The sequence below is a fragment of the Paraburkholderia sp. D15 genome (assembly GCF_029910215.1).
In the GTDB taxonomy this organism is placed as follows: domain Bacteria; phylum Pseudomonadota; class Gammaproteobacteria; order Burkholderiales; family Burkholderiaceae; genus Paraburkholderia.
In genome coordinates, this window is record NZ_CP110396.1 from 2,571,091 (window position 1) to 2,594,737 (window position 23,647).

Below are 23,647 nucleotides of genomic sequence, written 5' to 3' on the forward strand. Positions count from 1 at the left end.
TCAGAGCCCTGCCGCGAGTGAGGGATCGATGATGCCGGCGTTGAAATCCCATTCGATCAGACCCGCTTCCTTCGCGTAGTCGTTCTTCGGGAATCGCGTGAACGCGACCAGCTGACAGGTGTACACGTCGCCGCGCACGGTGTCGGTCGCGGTGAAGACGTTTTGCCCCCAGTTGGCCGGCGACGTGCGCTGGAAGTTGTACATCGCGGAGAGCAACGCGTTGGTCGGCGAGGTCTTCATCAGGCGCAGCGTCAGCTTGCCTGCCTTGCTCGCGGAAAGGCTATGCACGGGTGTGCCGTCCGCACCGGTCTTCATGGTGTCGGCATCCTCGGAGAATTCGATGGTGAAGCCTTCTTCCGCCACACCCGCACCGGCGCCCAGCGAGATCACACCACCGGGGCCATCCAGCGTCGCGTTGAAATTCATGAACGAATAGGTAGTCATGGAAGCTCCTTATTGATTGACGGTGACGGCGATGTCGACCGAATGGATTGCGCCGGCCATCTTGGCGGCGACCTGGAAACTGACTGATTTGCGTGCTGCGCGATCGGCCGGGCTCTGGTTGGCGATCGACGGTGCGTAGACGTAAAAGCCCTTGGGCAGGTAGTCGCCTTCGCTCAGCGTGCCGAAGCCGCCCGATTCCCAGGTGCCCGGCGCGAGAAAACCGTTCGCCACGTACTGCGAGCAGATCTTCTCGATACGCGTGGCGATCATGTGATTGCCGGCATCGGTCTGCGGGATCTTGGTCGTGCTCGTGTAAAGCAGATTGAAGACGCTGTTCTGCACGTCGATCGCGAAGTTGTCCGCGCCGATGATCGAGTCGATGAAATCGCCCGAGCAGCACACGCCCTGTTCGATGATCGCGGTGTCGTTTTCGTATGCGACGAACACGTTGCAGTTGAATGCTTCCAGCGCATTGGCCTGCGTCGTGTTCAGATTCTCCGCGGTGATGCCCGGCTCCTGCTTGAACTTCAGCGTGATCACCGTGTTGTTGGCGGTGTAGTCGGTCGTCATGATCCGCGAGAGCAGCGACGCGACGGCGTAGGCGTTCGAGCTGGAGTACTGCACCGCCGTCTTTTTGTAGCCCAGCCCTTTCAACTGATAGGCGATGTTCGACGTGTCGCCGGCAACCAGCACGGCCGGCTCCTGCGTCGTGACGCCATAGAAGTGACGGGTCGACGCCGCTTCGATATAGGTGGCCACGCTGAGATGGTCCGCATCGACTGCGCTCGGGATTTGCAGCGCGTACCACTGCTGACCGAAGTTCTGGTCGAAGAGCGTCACGGCCGAGACCGCGGTTTCCGCGGCGACGCCGGCCGCAACGTACGCGCCGGACGACGTGGACGTGAGGCCCAGCAATGCGGAGATATCGGTGCCCGTACCCGGCGCCGATGCAAAGCCGACCGACGACGTTGCGCCGGTCGTCGCGCTCGACAATTCGAAGCGGCCGAAGCTCGCGTCCCACACACAGGTCGCCGCGCCGGCGAGCGCGGTCGTGACCGCCGATGCAACGCCGTTCAGATTCGTCACGGCGCTGAGATTGATCGCCGACAGCGTTTTCTGCGTACCGTCGATCGTCACGCTCATGCCGCCGGCCGTGACCGCGGTGAAGTTCGTCAGCGCCGCGTGAGCGGCCGACAGCGTCGCACCGATCAATTGACCCGATGCGGCCGTCTTCGCCCAGCGGCCGACCATGACGGACGTCGGCTGCGGAGATTGCTCGAACCACAGCACGGCGGCTTTGTATTCTTCCGAGTTCGTACCGAAGTCGGCAGCGAGATCGCCGATATCGGCGTACGAGCGCAAACGTGAGTTGAGGTCGATGACGGCAGACGTGCCGAGAATCAGCAACGTCGACGTGTTCTGAGCCTGCGCGGCTTTCTGGGTGAGTGTGATCGCCACATTCACCAGGCGGCTGATCGGCAAAAGATTCGGCATATAGGCACCATGAAAAAAGAAAAAGCCCGCACGCGGCGGGCTGGGGAAAAACAACGGGGATGAAACTACTGCTGAACGACGAAAGGCTGTGTGTCAGGATCGTTATCGATCGATCCGTGGGCGGACAGAATGTTGAGTACCTTGTACGTGCGATGAACCTGGCGGCGCAGACGGAAGGTCAAGTCGTAACGCACCGTCCACTGCTGGGTGGTGAGCGACTGCAGCGCATTCGTCACAATGCTGCCGATATCGACGAGGCCCATGCTGTTCTGCGTCAGCATGTCCTGGTTCTGCGCGACAAAAAGTCCGTCGCCCGTCTGGGACGCGTACTGCATTCCCGCGGGTCCGTAGAAGCTGGCCAGTACCGTCAGGATTTCGTCGCGATAGAACTCGTCGGTACCGTCGTCGTTTCCGGCATGCATGACGGTCGTCGCGAAGTCCTTGTCGATGGCGGTGACGCCGATCGCACACCAATTCTGCGATGGGTCCGGCGTCGGCGGAACGGTTGCGGGCCATTGCGACTGAAACGCGCTGGACGGAAGACCCGTGACGCCTGCAATCAAGCTCTGCAGCATCGCGTCCAACGCGGCATCCTGGAGCGGCAATGAGGCCGCGACCGGCAGGAGATAGGTCAGGGTGGTTGAGTCGTTCGTCATGGGTGGTTGCACCATGTTGTTGGGTCCGGATAACGTAAATGACCGACTGTCTCTACTGACCAGGTCGGATAGCAACTGGGCGTTTTCACAACGTCGAGAACAGGGCTTCGGCGGCGATCCGCGCCACGCTTTGAGCGGGCGTCTCGACCGCCTTGCCCGCGAACATCGCCTCTGCGCGTTCACGCGCCGCACTCCGTACGGGGCGCGATTCGCTGTCTTCCCAGCGTCGCGGCAACTCCGGGAGCGCGCTGTTTCGCACATCGTGCCGGCGTGGCGCCGGCAGGTGGCGATGTTCGCGGGCCTGCTTCGCCGCATAGACTTCCATCGGATCGCGACCGAATGAATGCGACTGGAACGTAATGGATGCCATGGGCGAGTACCAAAAAGAAAAGCCCCGCTTTTTCAGGAGCGGGGCTTTGAATGCAATCATTCACATTTCCAGAAATGATACGGTTTTCTAAGGAAACTGTGAACAGGGAAGATGTGAACGCTACCGGTTCACGCTGTACCGATTCAGAAAATCTTGTGGATGATTTGCATCGACATCGATCGCGTCGCGCGCATCGTTGTCAAATGAAAAAGCCCCGCCGGGTTAGGGGCAGGGCTTCAGATGCAATCGTTCACATTTGCAGAAATGATACGTTTTTCAGGGGTGTTTGTGAACAGGCAAGATGTGAACGACACTGGTTCACTACTATGATTCGATCAGCTCTACTGTATTGTTCGCTCTGACATCGACTGCTTTACGATACGCACGCCATGCCTGTGCGCGAAACTCCCGCATCTCGCGATACCAGAAGGACGTGCTGATGCCCATGCGTTCGGCAATCACCTTGATGTTCCGCACGCGGTGGATGTAGTAGAGATAGAAGATCGTTTTCGCACGCGTCTCTTCCTGCATCAGCACGGACATATTGAACATGCTCTTGTCGGAAGAGAGAATCGCGTCGGGTACCTCGCCGCTCTTGCGCGGCTGCAGGCACGCAAGAATGTTCAGTGGAACCGGCGGCGCGAAAATACGACGCGAGCGGTGCCATTCGGCCCATTCGGTGCAGAAGAGATGCAATGTCTGATTGTCGTCCGTATGTTCTGCCATTCGTTACTCCAAGCCCGTTAGATAAAATTTCAGGTTTGTCTGGTTAGTGGGTACGTTTGGATAAGCGGGTGAATGCGCTCTGACATTCGGTCGCCTGTCTCGTTAGCGGCACGGGAGTATCTGCTCCGTTGCCGGAATCATTTCCAGCGTCGCCAGGTTGATGAAGGTGAAACAGCCATCGCGTAGCCGGCTGGCCGTGTCGATGTGATAGACGTTTCCAAGAACAGTCGCGCAAGCAAGCGGTGTGTGACCGACGATCACGGCGCGGACCTTGCTCACTCCCGATCGGTCGTGCGACTGGACGCGCTTGCGTGACCAGATCGCGGCGTCCGCGATGGAGGCACGCGTTGGCCCCGGCATGTCGCTGTCCAGAAGCGCACTAACGAAGTCAGTCCAGTCTGGAAGCGGGCAATCGGCGTGCACGATTCCGATCGGGCCATCCAGTGTTGCAACCTCGATGGCGATCGGCAGGGTCTTGAATGCGTCGCTGATTCGGCGCTGCACGTCCGGCGTATTGGCGACGTTCCAGCCGCCGCCGTTGCCCACGTAGGTGCCTTTTCCCATCTCGCCGTCGGGCCAGCGGATCGCCATATCTTCGTGATTACCTCGCACGGCGTGAAACCACGTCTTGCCGATCCAGTCGAGTGCGCAATGCGACTCCGGGCCGCGATCCACAAGATCTCCCACGCTGAATAAGCGGTCGACATCTTCGTCGAAGCCGATCTCATCGAGGGCTGCCGCGAGGCGCGAAAACTTGCCGTGGATATCGCCGACGGCGAAGTCGCGGCCCACGATATTTCTCGCGAAACGGTTGACTAGGGTATTCAAGGCGACCTCCTTCTCTTCGTTGATCAGATTGACCTGGCGCTGCACCCGTGAAGAACGTCGTGCCCGTTGCGTTACGCGCGCGATGGAGCCCTCGGTTGGCCGGCGTTTGTGGGTAGTAGCGATACGTATGATGATAGTATCAAACGCTACGCCAAATCAAGAAATGATTGTTCCCGCGTAGCTTGTGCTACGCTATGCGCCATGAACGAGATCGAACTAGCCCGCTTGCGCGTTGACCGGCTGCACGCGGCAATCAGAAAGGTCACTGGCACCCCGGACAAGCCCGAGGGGAACCAGACGCTATTTGGGCGCCTCCTGGAATATAAGGACGGCGCTTTCGTGCGTCAGATGCTTTCCGGTGCGAAACCCGTCACCGAGAAAACCATCCGGAAGATCGAAGCGCTTCCCGGCATGGCGGACTGGTTCGCGGCGCGTGCCGACGTGACGGGCGCCGCGGCGCCTCGCCGGAAAGCGCGTGCCAGCACGGCGGGCGATGGAACGACCGGGAGCGCAAGAGCGGATGTACTTGAGAAATTGCTGCCGGAAGGTAGCGGTAACGTAGTCACCTGGGAAACGCCGGACGATCTCGAGCCTGACGAAGATCGAGTCTGGATCGACCGTTACGACTATCGTTACTCTGCGGGGAATGGCGTGATTCAGTGGGAAGTGAGACAAAAAAAAGCGCTGCCTTTCGACATCGGTTTTTTCAAGGCGCTTGGTGTACGTCCTCAGGATTGCAGGTTGGCGCAGGTCCATGGCCGGAGCATGGAGCCCTATCTGTTTCATCGGGACATGATGATGATCTGCATGGCAAAAAAGCGCGTGCGGGACGGCCTGATCTACGCGGTGACGTTTGAAGACGAACCGCTGGTGAAGCAGATTTTCAAGGAGCCGGAAGGCGCGTTGCGCTTGCACTCCTACAACCCGGAGTTCCCCGACAAGATCATTGCGGCGGATCAGCTGGAAGGCTTGCAGATCGCGGGTGAGGTGGTCTACCGCTCCGGTTCGGGGCTGGCGGGTGGTAATTGAAGCGCGTGCACGCGCGGGTTCCTGCTCCGTTATTACATCCGAGGTAATTGGCGTGTCTCGCGCACGTACCTAATCTTCGGTGGTCGCGCGGTTCATTCCGGACCGCGCTCACTCACCGAGGACACATCATGTCGAGCTTTCAGGTTCACACCATCGACTCCGCGCCGGAACTCTCGAAGCCGGTATTGCGCCAACTCGAAGCCACCTTCGGCTTCATTCCCAACATTGCCGGCAGCATGGCCGGCTCGCCGGTGTTGATCGGCGCGTTTATCGATCTGTTCCGGAAGGTCCATTCGGGGACCTTCACGGAAGCGCAGATCCAGACGCTGTTGCTGACCAATGCGGTGACGAACGCCTGTACGTGGGCGGTGGCATTTCACACCGCACTGGCGCTGCACGAAGGTCTCGCGCCCGCTGACGTCGACGCGATCCGCGCGGGCCGCGAGCCGGCGGATCGCCAGCACGCCGCGTTGTCCCTTCTGGCCAAGACCGCGATCGACAAGCGCGGGCATCTCGACGGGCACGATGTCGATGCATTTCTCGAAGCCGGCTTTCGACGCGATCAGGTTCTCGAATTGCTCGCGGTGACGGCGGCATCGACGATCACGAACTACGTGGGCAGCATCGTGCAGCCGCCGCTGGAAGAACAGTTCCAGGTACATGCGTGGCACGCGTGAGCGTGATGAAGACAGGGAAGGGGGCGTCCGGCGGCGCATAGTATGCTGCCCGGACAGGTTCGCTCGATCGGTGCGGCATGGTGTGATATCCAGCTGCGTCGCACCGATCGCAACGTCACTTCCGTTCCGACTCACGGACAAGAGAACGATGAATTCAGCCAACAAAGCCTCGTCGAACGAACTCGGCGCGCTATTGCGTCATTGGCGCGACATGCGCGGCGTCAGTCAGTTGGACCTGTCGTTCAACGCAGGCGTCTCGCAGCGGCACATCAGTTTTATCGAAAGCGGCCGCAGCGTGCCGAGCCGGCAGATGGTGCTGGACATCGCGCAGACGCTGGACGTTCCGCTGCGCGAACGCAACACGCTGCTGCTGGCCGCGGGCTATGCACCGGTCTATGCCGATACCGCCTGGAATGCCGCGGAAATGCAGAGCGTCACGAAAGCGCTCGACCGCATGCTGCGCCAGCATGAACCGTTTCCGGCCATCGTGATGGATCGCTACTGGAACGTGTTGATGACCAATGCGTCCGCGCCGCGCTTTTTCAACTGCTTTATCGACATGGCGGCGCGCAAAGGGCCGCGCAACATGCTGCATCTGATTTTCGATCCCGACGGAATGCGGCCGTTCGTGGCCGAATGGCAAACGGTGGCGGATAGTTTGATTCAGCGCGTGCACCGCGAGTCGGTGGGGCGGGTGATCGACGACACGACGCGCGAGTTGCTGGATGCGTTGCGGGCTTATCCGGATGTTGCGGTCGATCTGTCATCCGGCAGGGCGTCGAACACCGATCCGGCGTCGACGTCCATGCCGGTGATACCCATCGGCTTCATCAAAAACGGTCGCGTGCTGAAGTACTTCTCGATGGTCGCGAGCGTCGGCACGCCGCAAACCATCGCCGCGCAGGAACTGCGAATCGAATGCATGTTCCCGGCGGACGACGAAACGGAAGCACTGCATCTTGAGATGCTAGGCGAGCGCGCGAGTTAGCAGCGTGTCGGCGTGTCGGCGTGGCGCGAGTTCGAGCACGCTCGCCATCGTCCCGCCCGCCAGCGATCAGAACTTGTGCCGCAACCCGATGCTGACGATCGTCTGCGACTGCGCCGCCGACGAATGGCCATTACCCTTGTCGCTGACCGACGCGCTGGCCGCGACCGGATTGCCGAGCGCATCCAGCGTGCCGCCGGACGCGTGCTGATAGCCGCCCATCAAATACACCGTCGATCGTTTCGACAGGTTGTACTGCGCGCCAAGTGTGACGTTGTGATATTGCGCGCGCTCATCCACGCCATTCACCTCGCCGCCACGCGTGTAGCTGTAACCCGCGAACAATTGCACGGCCGGCTGGATCGTCCATTGACCGAACACGCCCGCGACGTTGAACGTCGCATGACCCTTGAACAGCGAGTCGGCGCCTGAACGGTATTGCACATTGCTGTAGTTCACACCGACGAGCGCCGGTCCGAAATCGTAAGTCGCGCCGGTCGCGATGATCTGTTGCGATTGCGCGCTCGCGTAGCCTTCGTTGATCGACGAATTGAACAGACCGTCGTCGGTGCCGTTCCATTTGCCGGAGGTGCTGTCGTTCGGACCGGTCTTGCTGTTGTCCGAGCGTTCGTAGCCGACGCCTACGTGCAGCGGGCCATTGCCGTACGCGGCGCCCACGCTCCACGTGTTCTGCTGCTTCAGGCTGCCGGGTTGACCGCCGAAGCCGTACAGCGCGCCGAACGTGAAGCCCGCATGGTTCGCGCTCGTGTACTTGATCGAATTGTTGACGCGCGCGGTCTGATCGAGATCGTCGATATCGCCCGGATGCGCGCCGAAGCCGCCGACCAGTGCGACCGGCGCGACCGGCGCCACGAAATCGTTCAGCGACGTGTACTGACGGCCCAGGGTGATCGTGCCGTACTGCTGGCTGCCGATGCCGACGAACGCCTGACGTCCGAACAGTCCGCCGTTCTGACCGGGCTTGCCGTTCGTGATGTCGAAGCCGTCTTCCAGCTGGAACAGCGCGCGCCAGCCGCCGCCAAGGTCGTCTTGCCCCTTGATGCCCCAACGGCTACCGGACAGATTGCCGCTCGTGGCTGCGAGGTTCGAATGGCTGCCGTAGTGGCCGGTCGTGCCGGTGCGTTCGCTGCTGCGGTATGAGATGCCCGCATCGACGATGCCGTACAGCGTGACGGAACTCTGCGCGGACGCGATGCCGGCGAAGGACAACAACAGGGGAGCGGCAAACCAGTGCTTTTTCATCGTAGTCATAGTTCGGGTGGAACGTTTTTATCGAGCCGTCTAAATGGCGGACTCTCTTTTGTCCGTGCACGCGGGTTCCGCTCCGTCCGGCGTTTGCACGACGTCGGGAGCGGATCGCGTGAAGCGGGGAAAGGGGGAAGGGGAAACGTGGAAGCGGATATCGAGGCTTAGCGACCCAGCGAAGCGCCGGGCGGCAAGTCCGGGGCGCGTACCGTGACCGTCTTGCGGACCCTGGCCACATCGGACGCGCTGACGGTCGAGCCGGTATTGCCCCAGCTCGTGCGCACGAAGTTCGTCACGTCGGCGACTTCCTGATCGTTCAGGCGCCAGCCGAACGGCGGCATCGTGAACGAAGACGGCGCGGTCTTCGTGCCTTCGAGCGTGCCGCCTGTCAGCAGCACGTGAATCAATGAGGTCGCGTCCTTGCCCTGCACGACGGGGTTTCCGCCGAGCGCCGGGAACACGCGGTTGTAGCCGCGCCCGTCGCTGCGGTGACAGGCCATGCAGTTGTCGCGATAGACGGCCGCGCCGGTTGCGCTTGCGTCTCCGCCGCGCAACGCGTGGGCGGCGGTGTCGTCGTACGCGTACGGCGTTTCCCTGGCGTCGTTCGACGGCAGCGTCTTCAGGTAGCGTGCCATCGCGGTCAGATCCGCGTCGCTCATGTGCTGCATGCTGTGCTGCACGACGTCCGTCATGCCGCCGAATGCCGCGCTGTGCTGCGTGCGGCCGGTCTTCAGAAACTGCACGATGTCGGCTTCGCTCCATGCGCCGATGCCGGTGCGCGGATTGCCGCGCAAGCTCGACGGTACCCAGCCGTCGATCGGCGCACCGCCCGAGAGGAACCCGGTGCCGTCGAGGTCGGTCAGCGAACGCTCCTGCATTGTTACGGCGCGCGGCGTATGACATGCGCCGCAATGGCCGAGGCCTTGCACGAGATACGCACCGCGCGCGATCACGGGGTCGGCGTAATGCCGCGCCTCGAACGCGACGGGTTCAGGCGCGAACAGATGACGCCAGATGCCGAGTGGCCAGCGCATCGACAGCGGCCAGACGATATCGACGGGACGGTTCGACTGCGTGACTGGCGCGACGCCCTGCGCGAAGTACGCGTACAGCGCGTGCATGTCGTCTTCGCTCAGGCGCGCATACGACGGGAACGGCATCGCCGGATAGAGCGTGTCGCCGTTCGGCTTCACGCCCGCACGCACCGCGCGGTCGAACTGCGCGAAGGTCCACGACCCGATGCCGGTGTCGCGGTCCGGCGTGATGTTGGTGGAGTAGATCGCACCGATCGGCGTGTCGAATTTGAGGCCGCCCGCGAAGGGCTTGCCGGCGGGCGTCGAGTGACAGGCGATGCAATCGCCGGCACGCGCGAGGTATTCGCCGTGGGCGATTTGTGTCTGCGCTTGAGTTTGCGTTTGCGCCTGCGTTTGAGTTTGCGTCTGCGTCCGCACTGCGTTGTCTTGCGTTGCCGCTTGCGCGGCGAACGATGCGCTCATCGCAGCCGCCGCGCAAAGCGACGCCATGCCCGCCCGTTTGACCGCCCGCGCGGCGCGCTGGAAATCGATTTTCTTGTTCATGCGCTCACCAGCGGCCCGGGGTTCTTCAGATATTGCGTGCGGATCGCCTTCGCGGACCAGTAGGCCAGCGCGGCGACGAGGCCGGTCGGGTTGTAGCCGATGCCTTGCGGAAAGGCCGACGCGCCCATCACGAACACGTTGTGCACGTCCCAGCTCTGCAGATAGCGGTTCAACACGCTGGTCTTCGGATCGGTGCCCATCACCGCGCCGCCGACAAGATGCGTGGTTTGATAACGGCGCGAATCGAAGTGCGCGCCGAATTCGCGCGTGTAGACGTTGATCGATTTCGGTCCCATCTGCTGCGCGATCTTCTGCATTTGACCGGTGACGTAGCGGGCCATCTTGATGTCGTTGTCTTTCCAGTCGAATGTCATGCGCAGCAGCGGCTGCCCGTACGAATCGCGATAGGTCGGATCGAGGTCGAGGAACACGTCGCGATACGACATGTTGGAACCGTGCGCGTCCATCGACAGGGTGTGCGCGTAATGGTCCTTGACGGACTTCTTCCAGTCGGCGCCCCAGTTTGGCGTACCCGCGGGCGTTGCGATGCCGCTGATCGGCTTGGTGCCCGCCTGATTCACCCACAATGGCGAACCGCCGACGAAACCCAGCGGACCGTGATCGAAATTGTCGGCGTTGAAGTCGTCGACCGCGACGCCGTTTCCGCCCGCGCCGATGAACGGATTGGTGAACGTGTCCTTGTCGAAGAACGCGGTGATGGTCGACAGGTTCTGATACGCGAAATTGCGGCCCACCACGCCTTCGCCGGAAACGGGATCGTACGGCTTGCCGATGCCCGACAGCAGGAGCAGGTGCACGTTGTGATACTGGAACGCCGCGACGATCACGAGATCGGCGGGCTGGAACACTTCGTTGCCTGCCGGGTCGACATAGGTCACGCCTTTCGCGCGCTTTTTCGTATCGTCGAGATCGACGCGCAGCACGTGGCAACGCGAGCGCAGTTCGAAGTTCGGCAGCGGTTTGAGCGCGGGCAGGATGTTCAGGTTTGGCGAGGCCTTCGAGTACATGTAGCACGCGTAGCCGCTGCAGAAGCCGCAGAAATTGCACGGGCCCATCTGCACGCCATACGGATTCGTGTACGGGCCCGAGGTGTTCGCGGACGGCAAACGGTACGGATGCAGCCCGAGTTCACGCGCGGCCTTGCCGAAGCGTTCGGCGGAATAGGTGTTCAGCTGCGCGGCGAGCGGGAAGTTGTCGCTGCGCGGCGCTTCGAATACGTTACCGTCGCCGACCACTTTGCCGTTGACCTTGTAAGCCTGCCCCGAGGTACCGAATACCTTTTCGGCGAAGTCGAAATGCGGTTCCAGTTCATCGTAGCTGACGCCGTAATCCTGGATCGTCATGCCTTCCGGAATGAAGCGCTTGCCGTAGCGTTCTTCGTAATGGCTGCGCAGGCGGAGTTCTTCCGGCGTGATGCGAAAGTGCACGCCCGACCAGTGCAGACCCGCGCCACCGACGCCTTCGCCCGGCAGAAACGCCGCGAGTTGCCGGTACGGCAGCGCGGTTTCGGCGATGTTGTGACGGATCGACACGGTGGTCTTCGACAGGTCGAGGAACAGTTTCTTGCGGACGTTGTAGGTCAGTTCGTCGATCGTGTTCGGGTACGCGCCATCCGGATAGGTGTCGCGATACTCGCCGCGTTCGAGCGCGACCACGTTCAGGCCGGCCTCGGTGAGTTCCTTCGCGAGGATCGCACCGGTCCAGCCGAAGCCGACGATGACCGCGTCGACGTGCGGTTTGGTTTGCGTGGACATCAGGTACGTTTTCCTTCGATCGACACGGGGCCGTACGGATACGCCGCGCCGTTCTGATTGACGAAGTCCATGAAATCGGCGCGCGCGCCGGGAAAGCCGATCATCTTCCAGGCGGCCATGTCGCGATTGCCGCCGTGAATGGGGTCGCAGAAATAGCCTTCGCGCGTGTTCTGCAGGAGCTGGGCGAAGAAGGTGGCGGCGGGCACATCGGCCAGGTCGACCTTGCCTTTTTCGAGCGCGGCGAGGACGGTGTCGCGGATCGGCGCGTCGAGCGCATCGAAGCTGCGTGCGTAGGTCTTCGTGCAGAAAGCGTTCACGGCTGCGATGCCGAGACGATAGAGATCGCGCGGCACGAGCTTGAGTTGATAGCCGAGTTCGGGTGCGCCCTGGGCGAACGGACCTTGCATGTACCACAGCGCGCCGTGTGCGTACGGCGTGTCCATCTGACGATCAATGAATTCGGGCACGCCGGCTTCCAGCGCGCCGGGGCCTTCGGCGTCCGACGGGATCAGCCGATCCACGGCGGCCTGCAGGAAGGCCCATTCCCTGGCGTCGAAAAATTTCGGCTTGTAGTCCGCGGCGGTCGATGAGGACGTTTGCGTGGCAGCGGATGGCGTGGCACCGGCCGCCGACGTTGCGGTGGGATGCCGGTCGTCGCAGGCGGCGAGCGTGCCGGCCGGAACCAGTGCGATCGCCGTGCGCAGAAAACCGCGCCGCGAGCTGAGAGGGGATTGAGACATGTTGTTCTAGTCACCAGAGGGCAGCGCGTGATTGCGCTGCCAAGCAGTCTTTGGGAATCGCCGGCATGTTATATGGAACCGGTTCCAAAGTCTTTCTGGAATTTTACAACAAGCTGTTTCCGGAAGTGGGGGAATGAGGGTGAGGAGGGGTAAAAGTTTTTTAAATCAGTTACTTATAGTCGATGGCTCGTTATTTTTCGACCGTCCCCCCAAACCGCAATTGCGCCTTGAGGTACTGCAAAAACGCCTGCAACTTCGGCGAGGGAACGCGCTCCTGCGGAAACAACGCATTCAGATCCTGCTGCGGCCCAATCCAGCCAGGCAATACCCCGACCAGACGGCCGGCTTCCACTTCCGGCGCCATGCTGGCATCCATCGCCAGCAGCAAGCCTTGACCGGCGCGCGCGGCATCGAGTACGAGCACGGGGTCGCTGGCGACGATCACCGGCTCCACCGCATAGTGCACCGGCTTCCGTCCGGTCCTGCGCAACGGCCACGTGTAGCCGCTGTCTCGACGTGCCTGATGAAGCGCGAGCGTCGGCAATTGATGGAGTTCATCGGGACTGGCCGGCGCGCCGTGCCGTTCGACATAAGCGGGACTCGCATAGATCGACGTCGAAAAACTGCCGAGCCGCCGCGCGACCAGACTCGAATCGGGTAGGGTGCCGAGGCGTAACGCGACGTCGACATCGTCGTCGAAAAGATCGAGCGGCACGTGCGTGGCAAGAATATCGAGGCGCACGTCCGGATAGCGCGTGCAGAACCCCGCGATCAATGGCGCTATCCACGTCGCGCCGAACGAATAAGGCAGCGTGATTCTCAGCCAGCCGCCGGGTGTGCCGCGAATCCGCTGAACCGCGCTTTCCGCGTCGTCGAGTTGCTTCGCGATACCGCGGCACTGTTCGAAATAGGCGGTACCCGCTTCGGTGAGCCGCAGCTTGCGCGTGGTTCGATGCAGCAGACGCGAGCCGAGATGCGCTTCCAGTTCCCGCACGCGACGGCTGACCGTCGTCTTCGGCATCTGCAACGCGAGTGCCGCGGCGGTAAAGCTGCCCGCCTGCACGACGCGAAGAAACACGAGCGTGTCGTTGAGGTCTCTGGCCATTGACGCGTGCATCCGACTGAACGTTGTTGAGGAAACGAGCCTAGCACAGCCATTGTTCCGTGGATGGCTCAATCCTTGCCACCTTGATGGACTAATCGGCGCGGCATCGGTGCACTACCTTTTGGCCTCCAACACGGAGGTGAAAATGAATCTCAGCGAATACGCCCGTCACGATGCAATCGGACTCGCCGCGCGAGTGGCCGCGCGCGAAATCACATCAGCCGAACTCGCCGAGCTCGCGCGCGCCGCGATCGAAGCAGTGAATCCCGAGATCAACGCAGTCATCGAGCACTGGCCTGCCAGCGAAAGCGGCGGCCATGCGGACGCCGGTACCCGTCCGCTCGCCGGAGTGCCGTTTCTGATCAAGGATCTCGCGGTGACGATGAAAGGCAAACGCGTGGAGTTCGGCAGCCGTCTGGCTCGCGGCGTCACGGCCGACGAAGATTCATGGCTCATGGCGCGATTTCGCGCGGCGGGCCTCGTCACGATTGGCCGGACCACGACGCCGGAAATGGCCTTCAGCACGACCACGGAGTCTGTCCTCGAAGGCGCGACGCGCAACCCCTGGCAACCAGGCTTGAGCGCCGGCGGCTCGAGCGGCGGCGCGGCCGCGGCCGTGGCCGCGGGCATCGTTCCGATCGCGCATGCCACGGATGCGGCCGGTTCGATTCGTGTGCCTGCTGCATCGAATGGTTTGTTCGGACTCAAACCGACGCGCGGACGCAGCTCGAACGGGCCGGCGCTCGATGAAGTCTTCGCGGGCTTCGGCGTGCAACTGGGCGTGAGCCGGAGCGTGCGGGACAGCGCCGCGTTGCTCGACGCGATCCACGGGCGCGCGATCGGCGAACCGTACTTCACGCCCGCGCCGGAACGTAGCTTTCTGTCCGAGGTCGGCCGCGAACCCGGCAAGCTGAAGATCGGCATGATGATCGATCCGTGGAGTGTGGATCGAACCGCCCCCGCGGTTGCAGCGGAGGTTGTGTCCACGGCAAGGCTCCTCGAAGATCTCGGCCACACGATTCACGAAGTCAAACCGCCGCTCGGTGTGTCGTGGGATGCCTTCGTTCAGATGAACGCGACAATCTGGACGGCGACACTCGTCGGCTGGATCGATGGCTTGGCGGCCGCAACAGGGCGGCCCGTTGACGCGACGACACTGGAGCCCACCACGCTGGCGTGCTATCGCCACGGTCAGGAGGAAAAGGCGTCCGCGTTCGCGGCCGCGCTGGCGATGCGCAACACGGTGACGCGCGCAATCGGCCACTGGTTCGAGTCGCTCGACGTGCTGCTCACGCCGACGCTGCCGCACATGCCGCCTGCTATTGGCGCCTATGGCAGCGGCGCGGAATCGATGAACGGTCTCGAATGGACGCAACACGTCTTTCGACATGCGCCTTTTACGCCGCCGTTCAATGTGGCAGGCGTCCCCGCGATGTCGGTGCCGCTGGCGTGCCACCGCGAAACCGGTCTGCCGATCGGGATGCAGTTCGCGGCCGGATTCGCGAGAGAGGACACGTTGTTGCGGCTTGCCGGACAGCTCGAACGATCGCGGCCCTGGCGGGATCGGCGGCCGGTGGTTTGGGCGGGCAGTGCGCGTGATGGCGCGCGATCGTAAACGGTCCTTGCCGTGCGGCGAACAAGGACCGTTCGCAGGCGATCAGCTTTATCGCTTATCGCTGCACGGTAACGGGCGGCATCCTGAACGTCCCGCTCAGCACGCTGCCCGCCGGTTCGTACGCACGGGCGAACAGGGTGAATGCGCGGCCGTCGGCCGGCGTCGGTAACCAATTGGCCGCCTGTGCATTCGCGGGTCGTTGCGGCTGCAACCAGATGTCGATGCTGCCGTCGTCATTCACCCTCAACCCGGGCGTGCGGCTGCTGATCTGATAGCGATCGATGGGATTGGCGGCGAGGAACTGTCCGTCCTTATCGACCGCGTACAGCGACACCGACCAGAACGCGCGCGCGGGAATGCCCCCCGGCGGCAGATGGAGCCGATATCGCCGGCTGCCGAGCAAAGGTGTGGCGTCGGCGTCCCGGAAGGTGATCCAGTAGTTCGCCTCTTCGCGGCTCACGCCCAGCATGCCCATGCCCATCGCCAGCGCGAGTGCCCGCAAGTCGTAGTCGCGTTGTTCGTCGGTGCCGAGTTTCGAGCCGGGCGGGTTGTAGTCGATCCAGCCATGCGCGCGGGCGGCGGCAAGGTAGGTGGTCAGGAATGCCTGTTCGAGCTGCGGATAACGCGCTGTCCACGCGGCCTGAATGTCGGCGGGCAAGCGGTCCCACGAGCATTGAGCGCCGCAGATGCCGACGCGGCGATATTGCTCGACGAGCGCGCGGTCTCTCGCCGGCGGCGGATCGAGCGTCAGCATCTGATTGACGACCGCCAGGAAGTCCTGCGGTGTATCGGCCGATGGTCGGATACGCGGCGGTGCGTCGATCGTCTGTCCCGACGCGACGGATTGGTTGGGCGTGAGGGGCGTGATCCGGAAACCGTCCTGAATGGCGTTGGCCGCCGGGACATCGGCGGGGCCGTCGACCTGGACGCGCAGATTGACGTAGAGGTCGTTGGTCGGCGCGCGCACTAGTTGCACGCCGGCAGGCGGCGTACCTTTCCACTCCGGACCGACGACGTAATACCGTTGCGGCGCGGTACCGGTCGTGCGATGCCCGGCGTAGAAGAACGTGTTCGAATAGAAGTCGATCAGCGTCAGCACGTAGTATCGCGAGCCCGTGTCCGGCGTATCGAGTGTCACGGGACCATGGGAGAGATCGATCCACGCGGTCGAATACAAGGCGTCGACGATGGGAGAATTGGCCCAGCGGTCGTCGGGCGTGGCAATTTGCCGGGCATGCGCAAAGCGGTTGAGCGTGGTGCTGGTTCGCGCGTCGGGGGTATCGAGCGCGGTCCAGCGGTACTGCGATAGTTTGAAAAGGGGAAACGCGTAGTTGTAGGCCGCGCCGATCAGCTTGTCGGTTGGATGGGGTGTGGCTTGCTGCGCGGATACCGGTGCCGGCGAAGCAACCGCGGCCGCCAGGGTCAGCGCGGTGACCGCTTGTGAGATCCACGTGAAAGTGCGTCTGCTTCCATCTTGGCGCACGCCCGTTCTGGTGTGAGCGCTTGTGAATCGATGCAACGTCATCCAACCCTCCCGTGATGCGGTTGCCGAACTGAGGTGAGGCACCGTGCTTGATCGGACGGAGCCGTGGTGGCCACGAAGATAGGCGTGTCGTCGTGACGGGGAATCGTCCAAATGGACGTCGCGCGCAAGAATGGGCCAGGCCGGAGGTCAACGCGATGGTAACGACGGCCGTGAGTCGCGCGCCTGCTAGACTTGCCCGCTTCGCGCGCTTTGTGGCGCCAGGTTATCCAATCATGAAAAGCAACGCCAAAGGCGGTCTCGTCTACTCGACCGAGGGCGGCCGCATGTGCCCCGAATGCCGGCAACCGCTTGGCAATTGCGTCTGTAAAAAAGCAGCCGCTGTGTTGCCCTCGGGCGACGGCATCGCGCGCGTCTCCCGCGAAACCAAGGGCCGCGGGGGCAAAAGCGTGACCGTCGTCAAGGGACTCGCGCTCGATCCGCTTGCGCTTGCATCGCTGGGCAAACAATTACGAAAAGCTTGCGGCTCCGGCGGAACGGTCAAGGATGGCGTGATCGAAATACAGGGTGATCACGGCGAGCGCGTCGTCGAAACGCTCAAGAAACTCGGGCATGGCGCCAAACGGGCCGGCGGCTGATTAGCCGGTCCTGCGCGAATCGTTCCGCTGAAACGGCCGTCATCTCTACATAAAAAGATACCTTGCATTAAACGATACCGGCTGCTAGATTACCCATCAACGCAGCGGTAAGAGGGCCAAAATCTCTCCAGCACCAGTGCATAACAAGGTACCGTGCAAAACCCGTCACACAACGGCTCAGAATGAAAACTCAGCTCAAGAAAGGCACGCTCGACATGTGCGTGCTCGCGGTCCTCGCCGGCGGAGATAGCTATGCGTACGAGATCGTTTCAACGCTATCGGAAACCATGGAGATCAGCGAAGGCACCATTTATCCGCTGATGCGCCGGCTCCAGGCGGAGTCGTGGGTCAGCACGTATTTCGTCGAATCCAGTTCCGGTCCGCCGCGCAAGTACTACAAGCTGACGGCCGCGGGCCGCGCGAGTCTCGCGGAAATGCAGGACGAGTGGCGTAGTTTTGTCGATGAGGTCAACGGTGTGCTGGATTTATCCGGCACGCGCTAAGGAACAGGGGAGCAGGCATGACGCAGGAAGAATTCATCCAGACACTCCGTTATGAACTGCGGAGTCTGCCGAAGCACACGGTCGACGAAATCGTCGCCGACTACCACGAGTACTTCGGCGACGCGCTCGCCGCCGGCCGCAGCGAAGCGGAGGTCGTCGCCGCGCTCGGCGACCCGGTCAAGCTGGCGCGCGAGCTCAAGGCGCAGGCCACGCTGCGTCAATGGGAGGCACGGCGTTCGTTCGGCAATCTGGCGCGAGTCATCGTGTCGATCGCGGGGCTCGGCCTGTTGCAGTTGATCCTGCTGATCCCGTTCATGTTCTATCTGTTGATGCTGACGATAGGTTACGTGGTATCCAGCGTATTGACGCTCGTCGGACTCGTGACGGTGATTGCGCTGGGTAGTCATCATCTGTTCGGGTGGCCACCGTCGCATTCGGTGCCGTTCAGCTTCGCGTCCCATGAGGCAGATGCCGATCGTAACGTTGCGGCTAATCCTGGTGGAGATGCATCGGCCGCAGCCGTTAGCTCGGGCGCGTCGTCCGTATCCGACGACGACGCGCGTCTGGCGAAAATCGACATGAAGATCTTCAAGGTAACCGGCGATCGCTTCTATCTGTTGCCCGATGCCGGTTCGCGTATCTCGGTGGTGACGCTCGCGGGCCCCGTGGTGATCAAGAACCACGACGGCAAGTTGAAGATCGATGCGGTAGGCGGTGGCCGCGAATTGTTCAGAACCGAAACGGATGGCACATGGTCGATCGCGCGCGCCGACGTCGTCGCGCTCGATCTGAAGGATGCGGAAGGCGACCGCGTTTCGGTCGCTCGCGTGGGTACCGATCCGAAGGCCATGGCGTGGGACGTGTCGAACCATGGCGATCATTTTTCATTCGTGCAAGGCGCAAGCGGGCGGCCGCAAAGTCTGTCGATACATAGCGGCTCGGATTCGGTCGACATCGACGGCGATCGTGTTGCGATCAGAAACGGCGGCCAGCACGTGATGATTTTCGGACCGCATAAGTCGCGCCTCGGCGTGATGATCTACGGCTTCGTGATCCTGCTGACCGGCGTGATCGGGTTGTGTCTGTGCGTGTGGCTGACGCGCATGACGTGGCGCGCACTGGCCCGTTACGTTCAGCGGCAACTCGAACATATCGCCGCGCGTCTGGAAAACGGGCACGTGGCCTGATTCGGGCGATAGCGGCGATCGATGGCGGCGAACTCTTCCTGCACAAAGGAAATGGTCATGAAAATGCACTATTCGAGCGATCCGGTAGTAGCGGACGGCGCACGTATCGAACGGGAATGGCGTCTGCCGGGCGCGCGACTCGTCGACGTTTCGAGTGTCGTGAACTGGTTCGCGGAAGGGCTGCAGATCGCGAGTGCAAAGCCGCTGTTGTGGCTCGCCGTGATCCTGATACGCGCTGACGTCGCGACCTTGCTCGCGTACGCACGGTCGTTGTCGTTACTGGCCGTGCTCGTCACGCCGTTCGCCATGGCCGTGGCCTTGCTGATGCAGGAACGAGCGAGCCGGGGCGGGCGCTGGTCTGTCCGTGACGTGATCGGTGCGGTGCATGCGCAGCGCAACGCGCTGCTGACGATCGGACTGTGCTGCGTGGCGGTCACCTACGTGGGCCACGTGATATCGCTTGCGGCATTTCATGTGAGCATGACGACATACGTCGCGCCGAACGGCGTTCATGCGCTGACGTTCGCTTATGCGACGCACGCCGATGCCAATAATCCTCTGGAACCGCTGGTCGATCTGTTGCTGCGCGTGTTGCCGGTTTCGTTGATGTGGTTTGCGCCGGCGCTGGTCGTGTTGAACAAGGCGTCCGCGTTCGACGCGATGACGGCGAGCGTGCGAGCCGTCGCCCGCAACTGGCAGGTGGCCTGCCTGTATGTCGTGGTCGTGGTGAGCGTCATGCTGCTCGCTTCGTTCACGCCCTTGATCGTGCGGGCGCTCGTGCTGACGCCCCTCGCCAGCGCGCTGATCGTGATGTCGCTGTACGGTAGCTATCGGGATGTGTTTGGCGGGCGGTAAAGTAGTGGCGTCATTGCCGAGCGAGAGCACATGCATGGACCCCAGACCGTCATCTGATGCGCCGCCGCAATCCGTTGAGCGACCGGTGCTCGTCTGGGATTGGCCCACACGTCTCTTCCACTGGTCGGTCGTACTGCTGGTGCTCGGCGCGTATATCACCATCAAGCTGAACTGGATGGACTGGCACGTCCGCATCGGCGAAACGCTGCTGGCGTTAGTACTTTTTCGCCTGTTCTGGGGATGTGCCGGCAGCGAGACGGCGCGCTTCCGGCACTTTCTGAAATCGCCCGCTGCGGCGTTGCACCATCTGCGTGATCTGTTCCGGCGCGAACCCGACGTGCAGGTCGGCCATAATCCCGCCGGCGGCTGGATGGTGGTTCTCCTGCTCGCTTTGCTCCTGACCGAAACGCTCAGCGGTCTTTACGTCTATAACGACGTCGCCGACGTCGGTCCACTTTCCGCGTGGATGCCGGCGGTCATCGCCAATGCGATCGAGACGTTACATGGCGTCGGATGGGACGCGTTGGTGGTAGCGGTGATCCTGCATCTGTCGGCCATTGTGCTTTACGCGCTCGCCAAGGGGCACAACCTGCTGCGGCCCATGCTGACCGGCCGCAAACCGCTGCCTATGCAGCTACAGCCGCCGCGCGTGGGATCGTCGATACGCGCGCTTTGTCTCCTGGTGATCGCGTCAGCGATCGTCGTTGCGTTGGCAACTTACCTCTGATTCCCGGCGCGGCGATTGCACGCGAGCGCTGTCCGCGCATCGCGAGGCGGGCACACGCCCGGAAAGCTTCCAGTAAGCCTTGCCAAACTCCCCGCAGCGCATTTTGTCGAGGCTACGATATTGCTTGAATTCCGGCAGTAAGCTTGCCTCACAAAAGCGAGCCCGCATTTCCTCGACCCTATAAGCCCGCAGCGAGCCCCAAACGAGCCCCAAGGAGATGACAGATGGACATCCGCAATCCTTCCCCCGGCCTGTACAACGACGATCTCGCGCCGGCCAGGGACCGTCGCTGGGGCGCCTTCAGCATCTTCAACGTGTGGACTTCCGACGTCCATAGCCTGTGGGGCTACTACCTCGCCGCGAGCCTGTTCCTGCTGTGCGGCAGCTTCGTCAATTTCATCCTGGCAATTGGGCTCAGTTCGCTGGTGATCTTTGCGCTGATGAACCTGATCGGCTACGCGGGCGAGAGGACCGGTGTGCCTTATCCGGTTCTTGCCCGCGCGTCGTTCGGGGTGTGGGGCGCCAATCTCGCGGCGCTCGTGCGGGCGATCGTCGCGTGCTTCTGGTACGGCGCGCAGACGGCCGCCGCGTCGGGGGCGCTGGTCGCGCTGCTGATCCGCAACGACAGCCTGCTGCAATTCGACAAAAGCACGCACTGGCTGGGCCATTCGGCGCTTCAGGTGATCTGCTACGTGATCATCTGGGCGCTGCAACTGCTGATCATCCAGAAGGGGATGGAGACGGTGCGCCGCTTTCAGGACTGGGCCGGCCCGGCCGTGTGGATCGCGATGCTGCTGCTCGCGATAGGACTGTGCGTGAAGGCCGGTGGTTTTTCTTTCAGCAGCGGCATTCCGGTCAACCTGCTGCTCGATAAAACCAGGGATGTGGGCGTGAGCGGCGATCCGGGTTCGTTCTGGGCGCTGATGGCCGTCGGCGCAACCTGGATCACCTATTTCGCGGCGCTCTATCTCAACTTCTGCGACTTCTCCCGCTACGCAAAGAATCGCGATGCGGTGAAAAAGGGCAACCTGTGGGGATTGCCGGTCAACCTGATCGCGTTCTCGCTGGTCGCCGGCATCACGACCATCGCCGCCTTCAAGGTGTATGGCGAAGTGCTGCTGCATCCCGAACAGATTTCGGCGAAGTTCGACAGTTGGGTGCTGGCGCTGATCGCGGCGCTCACGTTCGCGGTCGCCACGCTCGGCATCAACGTGGTGGCGAATTTCGTCTCGGCTGCGTTCGATATCTCCAACGTCTTCCCGAAACGGATCAGCTTCAAGAAGGGCGGCTACATCGCTGCGACGATCGCGCTCGTGCTTTATCCGTTCGCGCCGTGGGAAGGCAATGCCGCGCATTTCGTCAATGCGATCGGCGCGACCATGGGGCCGTTGCTCGGGATCATTCTCGTCGACTACTACCTCGTCGCGAAAGGCCAGATCAATGTCGCCGCGCTTTACGACGAGCATGGCGAATATCGTTATGAAGGCGGCTGGAACCTCAATGCAGTGTTATCGGCGGCGGTCGGCAGCGTGTTCTCGACGTTCCTGCCCAACTTCACCGAACTGCTGCCGCCCTGGTGGAATACGTACGGATGGTTCTTCGGTGTGGCGATCGGCGGCGGCATGTATCTGATCATGGCGATGCTGCGACCGCGTGCCGCGATTACGCCGACGCGCGTTTGACCGGAGCCCCTTGCGCAACGAAAAAATCAGGCAACAATGCCAATGGATGACGCTCCGCGGTCATGCTAGGATTTCCGCAAACAACTCCGGAGACAGCTATGCCGTTCATCTGTGAAAACATTGAATGTCGCGCCGTACTCGCGCGCGGGCAGGTTCGGTCGGTTCGCGAGGAGGACGGGTGGTGCTTCTACTGCCCAGACTGCAAGGCAAGGAATGCGCTGACCGACGTCGGCGCGCCGGGCGGTCAAGTCGAGTTGATGCAGCCGGAGCGTTCCGGTCTTCCGCATAAGATCATCGCCAGCGCACGGCCCTTGCAGGAGGGCGGCTATGCCGCGCAGTTGCGCGTGCAGCGGGCGTTAGGCATCAAAGGCACGTACGCCGTCGAGGAGCATTGGGACGAGTTGGGCGTCTTCGTCAACGCGCAGGAGGCGGTGGCGCATGCAAAGACCGTTGCGGCGGATTTGCTGCAGCGCAAAGCCTGATTTCCATTCCGCCGCATCGCACGCTGCAGCCCTGTCTGTGCATCACATTCGCGAGGAGCACGTCCGATGGACAGCACCAGCATGGTTGCAGCGGCCGCGGTCGCGTTCGTGGGCAGTCACTTCCTGTTGTCTCATCCGGGGCGCGGGGTATTGATTCGCGCAATCGGTGAACGCGCATTCCAGGGCATCTACTCGCTCGTCGCGTTCGTGACGCTCGGCTGGCTGATCTGGGCGTACGGCAAGGCACCGCTGACCTCGCCGTTATGGCCGGTCGGCGGCGCGCTCTGGGCGATCGCGACGCTCGTCATGTTGCTCGCGTCGATTCTGCTGATGGGGTCGCTGATCCGCAATCCGGCATTGCCCACGGGTGGCCGCGCGAATGTGTTTCCCGAAGCCGCGCACGGTGTATTTGCGATTACCCGTCATCCAATGATGTGGTCGTTCGCATTGTGGGGGCTGTGTCACATCGCCGTGTTTCCGATTGCCAAGAACATGATCGTCAACGTGGCGATCGTCGTGCTCGCGCTGGTCGGGTCCGTGATGCAGGACCGCAAGAAAGAGCAGTTGCAGCCGGAACAATGGCCCGCGTGGGAAGCGAAAACCAGTTATTTACCTTTTGCCGCGATCGTCTCCGGACGCGCCCGGCTCGGCGGCTTCGGCATGCACGCACTGGCCGGCGGATTCGTGGTGTGGCTCGCGGCCACGTGGGCGCACCGTCCGCTGACCGGATTTGCCGCCGGCATCTGGCGCTGGTTGTAATTCGCGGTTTCACGGTGTTTGCCTGACATCCCCGATGGATTAGA

Annotated in this window: 24 protein-coding genes; 12 read left to right on the plus strand and 12 right to left on the minus strand. The window is 62.2% G+C overall.

Annotated elements, in window-relative coordinates:
- From LFL96_RS31280 to LFL96_RS31305, 6 genes are all read right to left on the minus strand, one after another.
- Positions 1 to 444 carry a phage protein gene (locus LFL96_RS31280; RefSeq protein ID WP_281001761.1) on the minus strand — a complete coding sequence of 148 codons (444 nt, stop codon included), beginning with the start codon at positions 442 to 444 and terminating at the stop codon, positions 1 to 3.
- Between the two features lie 9 nt (positions 445 to 453).
- On the minus strand, positions 454 to 1,938 hold the full coding sequence (locus LFL96_RS31285) for a DUF3383 domain-containing protein (RefSeq protein ID WP_281001762.1): 1,485 nt from the start codon (positions 1,936 to 1,938) through the stop codon (positions 454 to 456).
- Between the two features lie 65 nt (positions 1,939 to 2,003).
- Positions 2,004 to 2,594 carry a hypothetical protein gene (locus tag LFL96_RS31290; RefSeq protein ID WP_281001763.1) on the minus strand — a complete coding sequence of 197 codons (591 nt, stop codon included), beginning with the start codon at positions 2,592 to 2,594 and terminating at the stop codon, positions 2,004 to 2,006.
- Positions 2,595 to 2,679: 85 nt separating this feature from the next.
- Positions 2,680 to 3,024, minus strand: a complete 345-nt coding sequence (locus LFL96_RS31295) for a hypothetical protein (protein WP_281001764.1) — start codon at positions 3,022 to 3,024, stop codon at positions 2,680 to 2,682.
- A 264-nt stretch (positions 3,025 to 3,288) separates the two neighbouring features.
- Positions 3,289 to 3,690 carry a hypothetical protein gene (locus LFL96_RS31300; protein WP_281001765.1) on the minus strand — a complete coding sequence of 134 codons (402 nt, stop codon included), beginning with the start codon at positions 3,688 to 3,690 and terminating at the stop codon, positions 3,289 to 3,291.
- A 102-nt stretch (positions 3,691 to 3,792) separates the two neighbouring features.
- On the minus strand, positions 3,793 to 4,518 hold the full coding sequence (locus LFL96_RS31305) for a metallophosphoesterase (RefSeq protein WP_281001766.1): 726 nt from the start codon (positions 4,516 to 4,518) through the stop codon (positions 3,793 to 3,795).
- 201 nt (positions 4,519 to 4,719) lie between these two features.
- Here LFL96_RS31305 and LFL96_RS31310 point away from each other — a divergent pair, with 201 nt between their 5' ends.
- The 3 genes from LFL96_RS31310 (at position 4,720) to LFL96_RS31320 (ending at position 7,212) form a co-directional block, all read left to right on the plus strand.
- The gene (locus LFL96_RS31310) at positions 4,720 to 5,547 is read left to right on the plus strand and encodes a S24 family peptidase (protein ID WP_281001767.1); all 828 of its coding nucleotides are present in this window, start codon (positions 4,720 to 4,722) and stop codon (positions 5,545 to 5,547) included.
- A 128-nt stretch (positions 5,548 to 5,675) separates the two neighbouring features.
- Positions 5,676 to 6,224, plus strand: coding sequence for a carboxymuconolactone decarboxylase family protein (locus LFL96_RS31315; RefSeq protein ID WP_281001768.1), 549 nt, complete (start codon positions 5,676 to 5,678; stop codon positions 6,222 to 6,224).
- Positions 6,225 to 6,372: 148 nt separating this feature from the next.
- A complete protein-coding gene (locus LFL96_RS31320) occupies positions 6,373 to 7,212 on the plus strand; it encodes a helix-turn-helix transcriptional regulator (RefSeq protein ID WP_281001769.1) in 840 nt (279 codons plus the stop codon).
- 66 nt (positions 7,213 to 7,278) lie between these two features.
- On the opposite strand, the gene LFL96_RS31325 is transcribed toward LFL96_RS31320, so the two are convergent.
- The 5 genes from LFL96_RS31325 to LFL96_RS31345 all read right to left on the minus strand — a co-directional run bounded on the left by LFL96_RS31325 (position 7,279) and on the right by LFL96_RS31345 (position 13,672).
- The gene (locus LFL96_RS31325; RefSeq protein ID WP_281001770.1) at positions 7,279 to 8,472 is read right to left on the minus strand and encodes a porin; all 1,194 of its coding nucleotides are present in this window, start codon (positions 8,470 to 8,472) and stop codon (positions 7,279 to 7,281) included.
- Positions 8,473 to 8,639: 167 nt separating this feature from the next.
- On the minus strand, positions 8,640 to 10,052 hold the full coding sequence (locus LFL96_RS31330) for a cytochrome c (protein WP_281001771.1): 1,413 nt from the start codon (positions 10,050 to 10,052) through the stop codon (positions 8,640 to 8,642).
- Complete coding sequence (locus LFL96_RS31335) at positions 10,049 to 11,827, minus strand: GMC family oxidoreductase (protein WP_281001772.1); 1,779 nt, start codon at positions 11,825 to 11,827, stop codon at positions 10,049 to 10,051. The genes LFL96_RS31330 and LFL96_RS31335 overlap by 4 nt, the downstream gene beginning before the upstream one ends.
- Positions 11,827 to 12,567 carry a gluconate 2-dehydrogenase subunit 3 family protein gene (locus tag LFL96_RS31340; protein WP_281001773.1) on the minus strand — a complete coding sequence of 247 codons (741 nt, stop codon included), beginning with the start codon at positions 12,565 to 12,567 and terminating at the stop codon, positions 11,827 to 11,829. The genes LFL96_RS31335 and LFL96_RS31340 overlap by 1 nt, the downstream gene beginning before the upstream one ends.
- Before the next feature lie 190 nt (positions 12,568 to 12,757).
- The gene (locus LFL96_RS31345) at positions 12,758 to 13,672 is read right to left on the minus strand and encodes a LysR family transcriptional regulator (RefSeq protein ID WP_281001774.1); all 915 of its coding nucleotides are present in this window, start codon (positions 13,670 to 13,672) and stop codon (positions 12,758 to 12,760) included.
- A 145-nt stretch (positions 13,673 to 13,817) separates the two neighbouring features.
- Between LFL96_RS31345 and LFL96_RS31350 the strand changes: the two genes are divergently transcribed.
- Positions 13,818 to 15,287: an amidase gene (locus tag LFL96_RS31350; protein WP_281001775.1), complete on the plus strand. Its 1,470-nt coding sequence runs from the start codon at positions 13,818 to 13,820 to the stop codon at positions 15,285 to 15,287.
- A 55-nt stretch (positions 15,288 to 15,342) separates the two neighbouring features.
- On the opposite strand, the gene LFL96_RS31355 is transcribed toward LFL96_RS31350, so the two are convergent.
- Positions 15,343 to 16,770 (minus strand): DUF1254 domain-containing protein, encoded by a 1,428-nt coding sequence (locus LFL96_RS31355; protein WP_281001776.1) that lies wholly within the window; start codon positions 16,768 to 16,770, stop codon positions 15,343 to 15,345.
- A 275-nt stretch (positions 16,771 to 17,045) separates the two neighbouring features.
- On the opposite strand from LFL96_RS31355, the gene LFL96_RS31360 reads away from it, so the two are divergent.
- From LFL96_RS31360 to LFL96_RS31395, 8 genes are all read left to right on the plus strand, one after another.
- Complete coding sequence (locus LFL96_RS31360) at positions 17,046 to 17,408, plus strand: translation initiation factor Sui1 (protein ID WP_281003910.1); 363 nt, start codon at positions 17,046 to 17,048, stop codon at positions 17,406 to 17,408.
- A gap of 182 nt (positions 17,409 to 17,590) precedes the next feature.
- Entirely contained in the window at positions 17,591 to 17,911 is a 321-nt protein-coding gene (locus LFL96_RS31365) for a PadR family transcriptional regulator (protein ID WP_281001777.1), read from the plus strand.
- A 17-nt stretch (positions 17,912 to 17,928) separates the two neighbouring features.
- Entirely contained in the window at positions 17,929 to 19,098 is a 1,170-nt protein-coding gene (locus tag LFL96_RS31370) for a DUF1700 domain-containing protein (RefSeq protein ID WP_281001778.1), read from the plus strand.
- A gap of 57 nt (positions 19,099 to 19,155) precedes the next feature.
- Positions 19,156 to 19,953, plus strand: a complete 798-nt coding sequence (locus LFL96_RS31375; RefSeq protein ID WP_281001779.1) for a BPSS1780 family membrane protein — start codon at positions 19,156 to 19,158, stop codon at positions 19,951 to 19,953.
- A gap of 34 nt (positions 19,954 to 19,987) precedes the next feature.
- A complete protein-coding gene (locus LFL96_RS31380; RefSeq protein ID WP_281001780.1) occupies positions 19,988 to 20,680 on the plus strand; it encodes a cytochrome b/b6 domain-containing protein in 693 nt (230 codons plus the stop codon).
- A gap of 224 nt (positions 20,681 to 20,904) precedes the next feature.
- A complete protein-coding gene (locus LFL96_RS31385; RefSeq protein ID WP_281001781.1) occupies positions 20,905 to 22,362 on the plus strand; it encodes a cytosine permease in 1,458 nt (485 codons plus the stop codon).
- A gap of 98 nt (positions 22,363 to 22,460) precedes the next feature.
- Positions 22,461 to 22,844 carry a hypothetical protein gene (locus LFL96_RS31390; protein WP_281001782.1) on the plus strand — a complete coding sequence of 128 codons (384 nt, stop codon included), beginning with the start codon at positions 22,461 to 22,463 and terminating at the stop codon, positions 22,842 to 22,844.
- 66 nt (positions 22,845 to 22,910) lie between these two features.
- Positions 22,911 to 23,603: an NnrU family protein gene (locus tag LFL96_RS31395; protein ID WP_281001783.1), complete on the plus strand. Its 693-nt coding sequence runs from the start codon at positions 22,911 to 22,913 to the stop codon at positions 23,601 to 23,603.
- The last annotated feature ends 44 nt before the right edge of the window (positions 23,604 to 23,647 follow it).

What these genes read in the sequence shown, in the direction of transcription:
- LFL96_RS31280 (WP_281001761.1), bottom strand. Translation starts at nt 444, where the DNA reads ATGACTACCTATTCGTTCATGAATTTCAACGCGACGCTGGATGGCCCC.
- LFL96_RS31285 (WP_281001762.1), bottom strand. Translation starts at nt 1,938, where the DNA reads ATGCCGAATCTTTTGCCGATCAGCCGCCTGGTGAATGTGGCGATCACA.
- LFL96_RS31290 (WP_281001763.1), bottom strand. Translation starts at nt 2,594, where the DNA reads ATGACGAACGACTCAACCACCCTGACCTATCTCCTGCCGGTCGCGGCC.
- LFL96_RS31295 (WP_281001764.1), bottom strand. Translation starts at nt 3,024, where the DNA reads ATGATTGCATTCAAAGCCCCGCTCCTGAAAAAGCGGGGCTTTTCTTTT.
- LFL96_RS31300 (WP_281001765.1), bottom strand. Translation starts at nt 3,690, where the DNA reads ATGGCAGAACATACGGACGACAATCAGACATTGCATCTCTTCTGCACC.
- LFL96_RS31310 (WP_281001767.1), top strand. Translation starts at nt 4,720, where the DNA reads ATGAACGAGATCGAACTAGCCCGCTTGCGCGTTGACCGGCTGCACGCG.
- LFL96_RS31315 (WP_281001768.1), top strand. Translation starts at nt 5,676, where the DNA reads ATGTCGAGCTTTCAGGTTCACACCATCGACTCCGCGCCGGAACTCTCG.
- LFL96_RS31320 (WP_281001769.1), top strand. Translation starts at nt 6,373, where the DNA reads ATGAATTCAGCCAACAAAGCCTCGTCGAACGAACTCGGCGCGCTATTG.
- LFL96_RS31325 (WP_281001770.1), bottom strand. Translation starts at nt 8,472, where the DNA reads ATGAAAAAGCACTGGTTTGCCGCTCCCCTGTTGTTGTCCTTCGCCGGC.
- LFL96_RS31330 (WP_281001771.1), bottom strand. Translation starts at nt 10,052, where the DNA reads ATGAACAAGAAAATCGATTTCCAGCGCGCCGCGCGGGCGGTCAAACGG.
- LFL96_RS31335 (WP_281001772.1), bottom strand. Translation starts at nt 11,827, where the DNA reads ATGTCCACGCAAACCAAACCGCACGTCGACGCGGTCATCGTCGGCTTC.
- LFL96_RS31340 (WP_281001773.1), bottom strand. Translation starts at nt 12,567, where the DNA reads ATGTCTCAATCCCCTCTCAGCTCGCGGCGCGGTTTTCTGCGCACGGCG.
- LFL96_RS31345 (WP_281001774.1), bottom strand. Translation starts at nt 13,672, where the DNA reads ATGGCCAGAGACCTCAACGACACGCTCGTGTTTCTTCGCGTCGTGCAG.
- LFL96_RS31350 (WP_281001775.1), top strand. Translation starts at nt 13,818, where the DNA reads ATGAATCTCAGCGAATACGCCCGTCACGATGCAATCGGACTCGCCGCG.
- LFL96_RS31360 (WP_281003910.1), top strand. Translation starts at nt 17,046, where the DNA reads ATGAAAAGCAACGCCAAAGGCGGTCTCGTCTACTCGACCGAGGGCGGC.
- LFL96_RS31365 (WP_281001777.1), top strand. Translation starts at nt 17,591, where the DNA reads ATGAAAACTCAGCTCAAGAAAGGCACGCTCGACATGTGCGTGCTCGCG.
- LFL96_RS31370 (WP_281001778.1), top strand. Translation starts at nt 17,929, where the DNA reads ATGACGCAGGAAGAATTCATCCAGACACTCCGTTATGAACTGCGGAGT.
- LFL96_RS31375 (WP_281001779.1), top strand. Translation starts at nt 19,156, where the DNA reads ATGAAAATGCACTATTCGAGCGATCCGGTAGTAGCGGACGGCGCACGT.
- LFL96_RS31380 (WP_281001780.1), top strand. Translation starts at nt 19,988, where the DNA reads ATGGACCCCAGACCGTCATCTGATGCGCCGCCGCAATCCGTTGAGCGA.
- LFL96_RS31385 (WP_281001781.1), top strand. Translation starts at nt 20,905, where the DNA reads ATGGACATCCGCAATCCTTCCCCCGGCCTGTACAACGACGATCTCGCG.
- LFL96_RS31390 (WP_281001782.1), top strand. Translation starts at nt 22,461, where the DNA reads ATGCCGTTCATCTGTGAAAACATTGAATGTCGCGCCGTACTCGCGCGC.
- LFL96_RS31395 (WP_281001783.1), top strand. Translation starts at nt 22,911, where the DNA reads ATGGACAGCACCAGCATGGTTGCAGCGGCCGCGGTCGCGTTCGTGGGC.